Below are 12,762 nucleotides of genomic sequence, written 5' to 3' on the forward strand. Positions count from 1 at the left end.
CTTGATACAAATATCCAAGAAAAAAGTGATGAGCAGAATAGTTTTAACTATTCTGCAACATCACCTTGTTTTATTATTTTTTATCAACGAATCTCCTATCAGACTTACCACCTACTAGTCTAAAGTATTTTACAGGTCTGCCTGACTTATCTCCCATGTTTCCTACTCTTGGAGTGATTGAAACTCCATTTCCTGAATAGTTCATATGGATAATTGTATCTTCGTTTTTATTTAATATAAAGCCTGTGTGGCCGCCCTCGCCTAAGGACTTGCCTGGAACACCTGCTACGAATATATCGCCATAATCTATCTCATCTGGGCCTATTTCGTACATTACCTCTCCCTTATCTCCCATAGAAAATAAGGTTTCGGTATTGCCTACATAGGCATCTGATTTTAGGAATCCACCATAGATTAAGGATCTGAACACTGCTGATGAACAGTCTGCTGATTTTTCTGTAACTCTTCCACGACCCATATTGTAAGTCATGCGTTTGTTTTTAGCATCAAACATCCATTGCATTACGCAGTCGATGTCCTTATCGCCTACTACAGTATAGCCTGCAATCCTTGCAATGCCCTTTTCATCTGTCTTGTATATGATTCCATTTTGAGTATAGGTAGAATTTAAAATTAAACCACCATTGTCAAAACAATATAGGTTGCCATTAATTTCCCAAAGGCCCTTTTGGATATAGCCTGATTCATTGGTGTGGAAGGTCTTACCTTCAAAAGTTACCCACGAATCCTTAATAATTTGAGATATACCCTTTTCATCTGTGATATAATATTGACCATTAGTTATGGAAGGTCTACCAGCAATCATTGCTCCAGTATTATAGTTAAATACATAGGTATTTCCGTTAACTTCAACTGCACCCTTAGCGACAGTGCCGTCTTCCTTAACCCAGTAAGTTTGGCCATCAAGAGCAAACCACTTGCTTTTTGGATTTGTGACTATACCTGAGGCATTAACTTCATAATACTTGTTTGAAACAATCATTTTTTTGTTGGTTTGAAGTTTGCCGTCATTATCAAACATGAAGTCATTGTTACCAATCCTAGTTACACCCTTGGCTACCTTGCCATTACCGAGTACCCTATAGATATCATTATTAACATTGACCCACTTATTAGCAACAGTCTTCATCCTACCAGTCTTGTCTACTTCATAGTAAGAATCTTTGGTAAGAACTTTTTTGTTTCTCTCAAGAATACCATCTTGTGAAAAACAGAACTTAAACTTACCAATTTGGTTAATACCCTTAAGAATATTTCCATTTTTATTGTTGTAATAAATGTCTTTGCCAATATTTAGCCACTTATTCCTAGGATTTGTAATAGTACCAAATTTATCAGCCCTATATATCCTACCATTGACCTTAACATTAGCATTTCTAACTAATTTGTTGTTTATATAATAGTTAATCCTATTATTCTTTTTAACAAAATAACCACCAGCAGAACCTGTGTAGTAATTTTCTTCTTCAATCTCGCTTTGTTCGCTATGAAGGTCTTTAACCTCGCTAGAAAGAGACTTTTCTTCTTTTAAAGCCTCATCAAGATCCCTATTGTCATAATAAATAATACCTGGAATTCTCTTCTCAGCAGGAGTCCCAGTTTCTACTGTTGGAATGGCCTTAGGATCAACTTGTCCATCCTTAGACTTATCCTTAGCTTCATCAAGAGCCTTAGTCGCATCCTTATCAGTTTTTTCAAGACTTGAAAAAGTAGAATCAGCGCTAGGTTTAACTTCATTAAAATCTAAGTTATTATAAGACTTACTTTCTATTTCTTGAGTTTTATCAACAAGTCCTTCATTATCCTCGCTAATCTTATCCACACTCTCTTTGACAAATACATCTTCATTAGCATAGGCATTATCAGCTAGGTTAATAGCGGAAGTTATAAATAATGTCGAGGCGAGCAGGACAGTTTTATTAATTTTTTTCATTGTCTTTTCCCTCTCTTATATTACAATTTAATTACAGGCATTCGTTCTCTATTCTAAAATCTACCCCTATTATATAATATTTTCTAGGAAATTGCAACAAAACGGTTACAAATTTGTAAAGATTTTATATTGCCAAGAAAAAAATCCTGCATCTTTTTGATAGCTTTATAAAATTCATTAAAATGGTATCATTATATATATCAATTTATAATTACGGAATTAAAAAGGATGGAAATATGAATAGAAAAACAATAATCCTAGCCCTCGCCCTAGGCTTTGTAATAACAGGTTGCAAAGGAAGCGACCTACCAGAATCCAAAGTTTCTGAAGAAACCATAGCCAAGGCCCTAGACGGCAAGGTTGACTTAGAAAAAGAAAAAGAGCAAGAAGAAAAGGAAAAAGAAGCACCTAAAGATGAGAAGGCAAACGAAAGTAATTTTGAAATTACAGGCAAAAACCTTAAAAAACTCATGGTAAACATAGGAGAATTTGACCCATCACTTGCTAGAAAACTAGATGACGATGAACTAATAGACCTTTACAAAAAATGTGAAGAAATGAGCGAAAGAACTGGATATTGGGACGTAAAAGACTTCTTCTTCCAAGAACTCGCAGGTCAATACCCAGACAAATCACTTAAATTCCCACTAAAATCAATAGAAACAAAATACTACTGGAAAAAAAGCACCGATGATTCTATCGGCGATAAATTCAAATGGGAAAGAAACCTCATGGTAGAAAATGGTGCAGACTACAACCAAATTTGGGCCTTCACAGACAAAGAAGTAGAAAAAGCCTTCCACGAAGCCTATGACAAGGACCCACTAGCCTACTACGATGACTACGTAAAAATGGCCCAAGAGATCCTAACAGGAGATCAGACTGAAAACAAAGATGAAAATGAAGGTGCAGCAAATCCAGAAGACTACAAAGACCTAATCAAATTCGGATCCTCAGAAAGAGACTACGAAGCAATCAAAGATGCTATGGTCAACCACTACGAATTTAAAAAGGAAGTCGTAGATAGGATTCCAAACAAAGACATCGACCTAGCCAACACCAGAGCCCAAAAACGCCTAGAAGAAACAGGCTTCGGCGACATCGGTCTCCTCTTTGATGAACTAGGCAAACTCTACCCAGGATCCTCAACCCTTTATACAGGAAAAAACTAAAATAAGCATAAAAGACGGGAATTTCCCGTCTTTTTCGCATCTAGAACTATTAATAATCTTTTTTCTAAATTATAAATATTTGCAAACAATAACTTTGCCTAGATTTCCTATAATTTTTATTTTATTTTTCTAAGACCATTATAATCAAGCTTGTAGACCTGGTCAAAAACTTGATCTATAAAATCCCTATCGTGGGAAACAGCAATTATCGCTCCTTTATAGGCTTTGAGACTTTCTATAATCTCTGGTTGGGAAAGGGGAGATAGGTTTCTTGTTGGTTCGTCGAGGATTAGGGCTTGATCCCCTTCCACATTCATTTTTGCAAAAAACACTTTGGCTTTTTGACCGCCTGATAAGCTTTTAAGGCTTCTTTCCATTTCTTCCCTTGAAAAATTTAAGCTGCCAAGAAGATTTGAAACTCTTATTTTTTCATCCTTGCTATCTTGTTTTGCAAGGTAGGAAATAGGAGTTTCCTTATCTTCTAAATATTCAAAATAATCTTGGGGCATATATCCTATTTTCAAATCAGAATTTTTTAAGCTTTTATAAATCTTTTTTAAAAGACTAGTCTTACCCGCACCATTTTTACCTACTATACAAATTTTTTGAGGTCCTCTAACTTGTATCTCAATATTTTTAGAAAGATTTTTTCCTCCAACCCTTAGCTCATTCATTTTAAAATCTAAAACTACTTTGGCTCTTGGAATCTCGATATTATCATCAAAAAATATTCCAATCGCATCCTCAAAATCAGGTCTTGGAGTGAGCTTTTCCTTTTCCTTTTGAAGTCTTTTTTCCAAAGATTTTACAGAAGCCATCTTATCCTTTAGATTTTTGCCCTCAGCATCATTTTTTGTCGTATTTATGGCGTATTTTACAGAATTGTAGACCCTTCTGTACCTTTCTTCCTTCTTATCAAATTCTTCTCTTTCTTTGCTTGCCCTTGCATTTTGTATCCTTATCTGATTTTCCCTTTCTTTTATATATGACTCATAGCCACCGTTAAATACAGTATGTCTTGGGACTTGGCGCCTGTGAACTTGCTCCAGGTGAACAAGCCTATTTGCCACTTCCCTCAAGAGAGCTGGGTCATGGGAAACAAAAATCAAAGAGATTTCCATTTTTTTCATAAGATCGGTAATAATTTTAACCGATTCATAATCCAAGTCATTGGTCGGTTCATCAAATAAAAATAAAGTCGGATCTTTTAAAAGTTCAAACAAAAGAAGGATTTTAACTCTTTCCCCGCCTGACAAATCCGATAATTTTATGTCTCCAAAAATCAAATCTTCATCCAGACCAAAATCATCCAAATACTTGTAAAATTTATTATAATCTATAAGGCTTGGGTCAAGGACTTGGTCCATGTAGTCGTGAACTGTCATTGCCAAGAATTTTTCATCAAGGCTTTGGGGAAGATAGGCTATAATCTCGCCTTTTTTGTGGATTTCTCCCCTTATTTGAGCATAAGTTTCAACTTCTCCCCTATCAACTATAGTCTTTAAAAGAATCGACTTGCCATTACCCTCTTCACCAATAAGACCTACCTTATCGCCTGGATTTAAGGCTAGGTTGAAATTTTCCAATAATTTCCTATCATCTTTAATCAAAGTTATGTCTAAGTTTTTTATCTGTAACATATATCCTCCTAGGACGACATGCCACATATGAATAATATTTACCACAAAAAAGTCCGTCCCAAGTGAACAGACCTATCCTAAAAGAATAATCTCATCCACAATATGGCATACCAAAACACACCAAGGAAAATCCCTGGTAAAATCAGTATCTCTTTCCATATTGCTTATAAAATCATTATATATAACTCTCCTTATTTGTTTATAACTTTACTATACTGCCTTTATTATAATTTCAAAATATTTAATTAAAAATGCCGAATTATCTATCTAGTTACAAGCTTTTTTCTAAGCTCTAGCCCATCATAGATAATATCCGTACCTAATTTATTAAAAGTTATTTGCCTATAGTCACTAAATCCATTATTGTAACAAGCTTTTATAGAACCAATATTCTCTTTGGCAACATCCGCAGAAATGTATTTTCCACCCTTTTCCTTAACAAATTTCTCTAAAGAGCAAATAAGTTCTGTTGCAAGTCCCTTACCCCAACACTCTTTTTTGAAAGTATAACCTATTGCCCAAACTTCTTCATCCATTTTCCAAGCACAGGTAGTTCCGATTATTTGTTTATTTATTTTATCAAGTAGAACAAAATAAAAATCATCAGTCCAACTTTCACTATTATCAAGCTCGCCATTTTTAAAACAACTTCTTATCTCATCCCCATTTTTATAGTAGGGATCAGAAAGATATTTACCAACATCTACATTTCCCCAAATTTTTGAAACTTCGTCGCAATCATCAATAACCATATCTCTAATAAATAATCTTTCTGTCTCAAACCTATATTTTCCCATAAAAACCTTCAAACATTGCTAACCTAATATGCTTATAATTTTATACTATTTTTTTCCAGTAAAATTTAAGAGACAAACCTACCAATAAGAGAAAACCGCCTGTAATTGCTAACGTATAAAATACGATAATATTAATATAAGAAGCAATAATAGAGACTATAAAAATTCCTAAAGCTAATATGCTTATTATATAAGAAGCTGATTTTACTTTTATAAAATTTTCCCTCTCATCATATGCTCTTATATACATCGCTTTCAATAATCTTTCGTCTTTTAGGGCTTTATTGGTTTTAAAAATAAGATAAAGACAAATAAGATTCATCCCTAAGATAAGACCTGTTAAAAATCCTGATGATAAATCATTAAACACAAGGTTGTCTTTTAATAAAAATCTAACAAAGCCCAAAAACGCCATCGAAAAGCCTATAAAAGCTCTATAAACTCTCTCTTTTCTTATCAACTTTTCACGAAATTTTTCTAAATTCATTCTTCCTCCTCAAGTTCAAATACATCTTCAATCTTTAATCCAAAATATTTTGCTATCTTATAAGCCAAGGGCAAAGAAGCTATGTACTTGCCAGTTTCTATAGATGTAATAGTCTGCCTAGTAACTCCAACTATGTCAGCAAGCTCGGCTTGGGATAATTTCTTCTCTTTCCTTAATTCAGCTATCCTTGTCTTCAATAAACCACCTTCTATTCAAAATAAATCTTTATTGTAAGTATAGTATACTTTGCATCTATTGTCGAGTTTGCTTTGCACAAACTAACTTATATCTTAATTTAATTTTTTTCGAATTAATTGATGCTTGACTTTTTCTTAGAAACAATTACAATCAAGTTAGAAAGTAAGAATTTCTAACCTAGGAGGTCTCACCATGTTAGTTGAACTAAAAGCTAAGTCACAAGTCACTATCCCAAAAGATATAGTAAATTCAATGGATTTAAATCAAGGTGATCAGTTTGAAGTTATGGAAGATAATGGGAAAATTATACTAACTCCAGTTGCAATCTATCCAGAACATATAATAAAAAATTTAAAAGCTCAAGTAAATGAAATTAAAGAATCTATAAAAAATGGTGAACAACCAATCTTTGATTCCATTGACTCTCTTTTTGAGGAGTTAGATAAGTAATGTCTTATAAAATTACTTATTCAAAAGACTTTAAAAAACACTATAAAAACCTATCTGAAATAGAAAAGAAACAAACTAAGAAGAAAATTAAATTTTTCATAGAAGATCCCACCCATCCATCTTTAAGAACTAAGAAGATACAAGGTACTGATGGCATATGGGAATCTTCTGTAAATATGGACATACGAATTATTTGGTTTTACGAGAATGATGAATTAATATTTCTCTTAATACTTAAACTTAACATTCATATAATAGAGAAATTTAAAGACAATGGTACGAATTATACTAAGCTATTCTAAAATCGTAAGTATAATCTCAAGTATAAAAAATCCTCCTAATTAGTTTTAATTCTTCTTAATTAGGAGGTTTCTGTACATATTTTTTACAGTCTATAGATACCCATTAGTATCAAATATATCATACACTTTCATTGTATTTAAAATTTACATATAATTTCTCATATATCTATAGCTTATTTTTAAAGCATTAAGCCTATCTTCAAGGCTATTTTCAAAACTTCTATCTTCTATTTCGACTACAACAGGTCCATTGTAACCTATTTCTCTAGCTGATCTTATAAATTTTGACCAATCTACATCTCCATGTCCTGGTATTTTAGGAATTGTATAAAAATTTGGAGGGACAAGCCTTCCATATTCATTTAATTTTTCTCTATCAATTTTCATATCTTTTATATGGAGGTGGTAGATTTTATCTTTAAATTTTTTGAAAAATTCTTCATATTCCATATCTTGAATAATATGGTGAGAAGGATCAAAGTTGATTCCTATTTTTTTATATTTGAGCTTTTCAAATATTAATCTAAAGTTATGTGGCGATGAACCAAGATTTTGACCACCCGGCCATTCATCATAGGTAAAAAGCATCGGACAATTTTCTATACCTACGGCTATGTTTCTTTTTTCTGCGTGTGCAAGGATAGGATCCCATACAGAATTCAATTCATTGATATTATCTTCCAAGTTTCTATCTGTCATTCTTCCTATAAATGTATTTACAAGACCGATTCCTAATTTATCTGCTGCATCTATAACTTTTAGCAAATGATTATTATAAAATTCTCTTTTTTCTAGATCTTGATCCATGTTGTTTGGATAGTATCCTAGAGCTGATATGCTTACATTTTTTTCTTCACAATATTTTTTTATATAGGATATTTTGTCTTCTGTTAGGTTACAAACATCTATATGGGTTACTCCACCATATCTTCTTTCAGATTTTCCACTTGGCCAACAAGCTACTTCAACTGTTTCGTAACCAACTTCAGCTGCAAAATCTATAACTTCTTCAAAGGATAAATCTGGTACTATTGAGCTTAAAAAACCTAATTTCATTTTATTCCTCTCTTTTTTCTAAATATTTTTGTAGTAAAACAGCACATATTATTATTGCACCTTTTATAGCTCCTACTAGAAATGAATTTACTCCCAATAAATTCAACATGTTGTTTATAATTCCAAGTGTTAGCGTTCCAAACACTGTTCCTATTATTGTTCCATAACCACCAGACATTCTTGTTCCGCCTATTACTACAGCTGCTATGGAGTCCATATCATAGGACAGACCTGATGATGCCGAGTTCATACTACCTAGCCTTGATGCTTCCATTAAAGATGCAAGAGCAACTAGAAATCCTGCTAAAACATAGGTTAGCATTACAGTTTTTTTGGTGTTTACTCCAGATAGGTTTGCTGCTTGTTCATTACTTCCCGATCCATATATATATCTTCCAAAGTTTGTTTTTTTCATTATAAAACCTATGGTTAAGGATAGTATTAACCAATATAAGACAAGAGTTGGGATTATTCCTAAAATTTTTGTGTTTGATATTGCCAAAAATTGGTCGACTTTAGTTCCTTTTGCTAAAATTCCACCACCATGATAAAAATATTGGCTTAACGACCTGTAAATACTTGTAGTTCCCAAAGTAACTATAAATGCTGGTATTTTAAAGTTTGATATTAAAACTCCAGATAAAAGTCCACTTAAAATTCCAACTACAAGGCTTGCAAGTATTGAAAGTAAAATGCTATCTGTTGTATTTAATACAGTAATTCCTATAAGACCAGACATGGCAAGTTGTGATCCTACGGAAAGATCTATTCCACCAGTTATGATTATCATAGTCATTCCCAAGGCTATAATTCCTATTACTGCGTTGTTAAGAAGTATATTTGTAAAATTTCTTAGACTTAGAAATGTTGTTCCTTTTACCAAAACTGCTATGAAAAAAATTACCAAAAAAGCAATTATGGAGCTATAGTCCGTAAGCCTTAATTTTTTCTTTTTTTCACTCATTGTCTCCTCCTGTTGCTATTGTCATAATATGTTCTTCCGAGAAATCTTCTCTTTGAAGTTCTTTTCTTATTTGCCCATGGAACATAACATAGGCTCTGTCACAAACTTCCATTATTTCATGAGCTTCATTCGATAGGATAAAAAAGCTTATTCCTTCTTCAGCTAATTCTATTATATGGTGGTAAATTTCAAATTTCGCACCTACATCAACCCCCTGGGTCGGATTATCAAGTATAACTATTTTAGGATTTATACTTAAAGCTCTTGAAATAATTACTTTTTGTTGGTTACCACCCGAAAGTGATGTTATTAAATCACTAAAACTTGCCAACTTTATATTAAGTTTATCCTTAAAAAATTTGTTTTGTTTTTCTATTTTATCATTTTCAATTATTCCATTTTTACTCAAATTTCTAAAATTTGATATATTAAGATTGTCAGAAATTGACAAATGTTTTATTATGGAGTTAGTTTTTCTATTTCTTGGAACATAAGATATTTTTCTTTGTATGGATTTACTAGTTGAATTACATTTTATTTCTTTATCTTCAAAAATAACCTTTCCTTCATACTTAGGCTTATTTCCATAGATAGTTTCAAAAACTTCACTTCTTCCATCGCCAAGTAAACCCGTTACTCCAACTATTTCGCCCTTTTTTATACTTATATTTATATCTTCAAACTCTTTGTCCCTACTTAAATTTTCCGTCTTTAAAATTACAGGGCCAAGTTTTCTTTTTGTATAAATATTTTTATTGTCAACGTCTTTCCCTACCATGAATTTTGCAAGATCAGATTCTTTTAATGAAGAATTTATTTGCCCCATTTTCACAAGTACTCCATCCCTTAATACCGTATATGAATCGCATATTTCTAAAACTTCATTTAACTTGTGAGATATAAAAATGATTGCTATGCCTTGATCTTTTAGCTTTCTTATAACCTTAAAAAGTTCCTTTATTTCATTTTCACTAAGAGATGATGTGGGCTCATCAAGGATTATAACCTCAGAATTTTTCATAATTGCTTTTGATATTTCAATTACTTGTTGGTAGGATGAATTTAGATTATTTACACGTAAGGTTGGATCAATTTCTACCTGTAATGTTTTTAATATATCTTTGGCATTCTCATTCATTTTTTTATTATCAAGAAAAAATGATTTTTTAATTTCTTGACCAAAAAATAAATTTTCTGCTACAGTTAAATCTGGTATTAATGCTAATTCTTGGTGGACAAAGGAAATTTTTTCTCTTAAAAATTCCATACCCTTGTTATCTTTATCTACCTGCTTTTCTTTATAGAAAATTTGGCCAGAATCATAATCTATGACACCAGCAAGTATATTCATAAGGGTCGTTTTCCCCGTACCATTTTCTCCAAGCAAGGCATGAATTTCACCACTTTTTAAAGAGAAATCTACATTTTTCAAAACCTTATTAGAACCATAAGATTTATTCATTTTTTTTATTTCAATTATATTGTTAGTCATTTTCTTTGCCTCTACATAATAAATCAAGAGCCGAAAGGCTCTTGATTACTAATCTTAACTAATCTTAATATGGTGAATTTGCATCTATAAAATCAGAAACATTTTCACTACTTACTATTTCAGGATCTATGAAAATATCTTTTTCAACTTTTTCACCCTTGCTAATCTTAGTTGCCACTTCTATTGCATCTTTAATCATTTTTGGACTATATGTTGCTGAGAACAAATGAATATCTTTTTCTTCTTGGATTTTTTTAAAGTATGCTTGGCTTCCACCGCATCCTGAAATGTATTTAATATCATCTCTTCCTGCATCTTTGATTGCTTGTAAGAAACCTAAAGATGATTCATCATCTATAGAAAAGATTGCGTCTATCTTAGAATTTGCAGTTAATAAGTCTGCACCTGATTTTAATCCATCTTCTTGAGTAAAGCTTGCTGTTTGGAATTCAACTAATTTAATATTAGGATATTTTTCTTTCATAACCTTTTTAAAGTTGTCAACTCTTTCAGCGCTTACAGAACCTGCGCTTGGTACATTATGTACTGCTATAGTTGCATCTTCATCAAGTTTTGATCCCAAATATTCAGCAACAGTAGAACCTACTTTAGGATTGTTTCCTGTGACATATGAAGTATAATCAACATCTACTAATCTATCAAATAAAACAAGAGGGATTTTTGCATCAATTATTTTCTTAGCGTAATTTTTTACTTCGTCTGTATGTGGTTCTAATACTATTGCTGAAGGATTCATAGCTATTAAATCATCAATATTTGATGCTTGCTCATTTACATTGTTTGATGTCAAGATTTTAGCATTTATTCCGCTTTCTTTGACTTTTTCTTCAGCATTGTATGATAAGGCAGCTAACCAACCATGATCTGCTGCTAAAATTGAAATTCCTATCAATCCATCATCTTCAGCCTTTTTTTCACTTACTTTTTCTGAACTAGTATCGTTAGACTTTACATCTTTATTTCCATTATTTGCACAAGATGTCAATATAAGTCCCATCATTAAAGCACTTGCAATTATTTTTTTTATTTTACCTTTCATAATCTTCTCCTATTTAATTATTTAACTGTAACCCATTTTCCAGTTTTGTCACTTTCAAAACATGCATCAATAATTTTTAAAATATGATTTGCATCCTTGAAAGTTGCAAAAGTATGATTTTCACTATAATTTTTATCTTTTACATCTTGGTAAAAAGATTTTATACCATTTGTTAAAGCATCGTGCCAACCTACAGGATGTCCATTAGGTAAGTTAGCAAATTTTTTTACATTTTCACTCACATATTTCGCATCAGCATAAATCTGCTCATTTGCCTTATCCCTATTTCCTATAAAGAGCCTATCAGATTGTTCTTGTTTCCATTCTAGAGCATAGTTTTCTCCAGAAATATTAATCTCAAGACCGTTTTTCTTGCCAGCGCTTACTTGAGAAATCAAAAGAGATCCATAAATGCCACCTTCAAATTCAACTTGTACTAAAGCTCCATCTTCATTTTCTACTTCTATTAGTTCATAATCTTGCCTATCTGTTTGGACTTGCTTGAAGGTGCCCACATCCTTGTATTTCTTTCTTTGTTCAAAAGATTTAAACAATTTTGCATTTACTTTTACTATTTTTTTTGACGTTGTGTATTCCAATATGTCAAATAAATGTGAACCAATATCAGCTAAGGCTCTTGATTTTCCACCTATTTTTACATCCATTCTCCAATCATAATCGGATTGGAACATAAGCCAATCTTGAAGATAGTCTCCCTTAACTAATAAAATTTTACCAAAATCTTCTGCTTTTACTCTTTCGTGAATTTCTTGAACAAATAGATTGCTTCTGTAATTGAAATTTACAGCTGTAAGTAAATTCTTGCCCTTCAAAATCTCTAGTAAATCATCACCTTCTTCGCTGGTCATTACTAGAGGTTTTTCAGAATAAACATTTATTCCATTTTCTATAGCAAACTTATTTACCTCATAGTGCATATTGGTAGGAGTACAATTGTGCAAAATATCTATATTTTCATTTTTAATCATTTGCTTGAAATCCGTGTAAATGTTTTCACATACACCTTGGCTTTTTAACTCATCAAGCTTTTTTAAGTTCTTATCGGCTATAGCAACTATTTTTGCATCTGGAATTCTTCCTATTGCTTCAATATGCTGCATTCCTATAAATCCTGTACCCACTAAAGCTATTTTAAGCATTATTATCTATCAACTCCTTTCGTGAAAATC

13 protein-coding genes are annotated in these 12,762 nt (G+C 32.1%); 3 read left to right on the plus strand and 10 right to left on the minus strand.

What is annotated here, in order from left to right:
• Positions 1-73: 73 nt before the first annotated feature.
• On the minus strand, positions 74-1,954 hold the full coding sequence (locus HMPREF1630_RS00855) for a peptidoglycan amidohydrolase family protein (protein WP_037326168.1): 1,881 nt from the start codon (positions 1,952-1,954) through the stop codon (positions 74-76).
• Positions 1,955-2,190: 236 nt separating this feature from the next.
• Between HMPREF1630_RS00855 and HMPREF1630_RS00860 the strand changes: the two genes are divergently transcribed.
• Entirely contained in the window at positions 2,191-3,126 is a 936-nt protein-coding gene (locus HMPREF1630_RS00860) for a hypothetical protein (protein WP_037326171.1), read from the plus strand.
• Positions 3,127-3,242: 116 nt separating this feature from the next.
• Here HMPREF1630_RS00860 and HMPREF1630_RS00865 read toward each other — a convergent pair whose 3' ends face one another.
• The 4 genes from HMPREF1630_RS00865 to HMPREF1630_RS00880 form a co-directional block, all read right to left on the minus strand.
• Complete coding sequence (locus HMPREF1630_RS00865) at positions 3,243-4,766, minus strand: ATP-binding cassette domain-containing protein (RefSeq protein ID WP_037326174.1); 1,524 nt, start codon at positions 4,764-4,766, stop codon at positions 3,243-3,245.
• A gap of 263 nt (positions 4,767-5,029) precedes the next feature.
• Positions 5,030-5,563 carry a GNAT family N-acetyltransferase gene (locus tag HMPREF1630_RS00870; protein WP_037326177.1) on the minus strand — a complete coding sequence of 178 codons (534 nt, stop codon included), beginning with the start codon at positions 5,561-5,563 and terminating at the stop codon, positions 5,030-5,032.
• A 40-nt stretch (positions 5,564-5,603) separates the two neighbouring features.
• Positions 5,604-6,050 (minus strand): hypothetical protein, encoded by a 447-nt coding sequence (locus HMPREF1630_RS00875; protein ID WP_037326180.1) that lies wholly within the window; start codon positions 6,048-6,050, stop codon positions 5,604-5,606.
• Complete coding sequence (locus HMPREF1630_RS00880) at positions 6,047-6,247, minus strand: helix-turn-helix transcriptional regulator (protein WP_037326183.1); 201 nt, start codon at positions 6,245-6,247, stop codon at positions 6,047-6,049. Before HMPREF1630_RS00880 ends, HMPREF1630_RS00875 begins: the two co-directional genes overlap by 4 nt.
• A 193-nt stretch (positions 6,248-6,440) precedes the next feature.
• On the opposite strand from HMPREF1630_RS00880, the gene HMPREF1630_RS00885 reads away from it, so the two are divergent.
• A complete protein-coding gene (locus HMPREF1630_RS00885; protein WP_037326186.1) occupies positions 6,441-6,698 on the plus strand; it encodes an AbrB/MazE/SpoVT family DNA-binding domain-containing protein in 258 nt (85 codons plus the stop codon).
• On the plus strand, positions 6,698-7,000 hold the full coding sequence (locus tag HMPREF1630_RS00890) for a hypothetical protein (protein ID WP_052039338.1): 303 nt from the start codon (positions 6,698-6,700) through the stop codon (positions 6,998-7,000). The genes HMPREF1630_RS00885 and HMPREF1630_RS00890 overlap by 1 nt, the downstream gene beginning before the upstream one ends.
• A gap of 144 nt (positions 7,001-7,144) precedes the next feature.
• On the opposite strand, the gene HMPREF1630_RS00895 is transcribed toward HMPREF1630_RS00890, so the two are convergent.
• The 5 genes from HMPREF1630_RS00895 to HMPREF1630_RS00915 form a co-directional block, all read right to left on the minus strand.
• Entirely contained in the window at positions 7,145-8,056 is a 912-nt protein-coding gene (locus HMPREF1630_RS00895) for a sugar phosphate isomerase/epimerase family protein (RefSeq protein WP_004829888.1), read from the minus strand.
• A 1-nt stretch (position 8,057) separates the two neighbouring features.
• A complete protein-coding gene (locus HMPREF1630_RS00900) occupies positions 8,058-9,020 on the minus strand; it encodes an ABC transporter permease (protein WP_004829891.1) in 963 nt (320 codons plus the stop codon).
• Positions 9,013-10,512: a sugar ABC transporter ATP-binding protein gene (locus tag HMPREF1630_RS00905; protein WP_037326189.1), complete on the minus strand. Its 1,500-nt coding sequence runs from the start codon at positions 10,510-10,512 to the stop codon at positions 9,013-9,015. Before HMPREF1630_RS00905 ends, HMPREF1630_RS00900 begins: the two co-directional genes overlap by 8 nt.
• 64 nt (positions 10,513-10,576) lie before the next feature.
• Positions 10,577-11,572 carry a substrate-binding domain-containing protein gene (locus HMPREF1630_RS00910; protein ID WP_037326191.1) on the minus strand — a complete coding sequence of 332 codons (996 nt, stop codon included), beginning with the start codon at positions 11,570-11,572 and terminating at the stop codon, positions 10,577-10,579.
• Between the two features lie 17 nt (positions 11,573-11,589).
• The gene (locus tag HMPREF1630_RS00915; protein ID WP_037326193.1) at positions 11,590-12,732 is read right to left on the minus strand and encodes a Gfo/Idh/MocA family protein; all 1,143 of its coding nucleotides are present in this window, start codon (positions 12,730-12,732) and stop codon (positions 11,590-11,592) included.
• Between the last annotated feature and the right edge of the window lie 30 nt (positions 12,733-12,762).

The sequence above is a fragment of the Anaerococcus lactolyticus S7-1-13 genome, from assembly GCF_000758765.1.
GTDB lineage: Bacteria > Bacillota > Clostridia > Tissierellales > Peptoniphilaceae > Anaerococcus > Anaerococcus lactolyticus.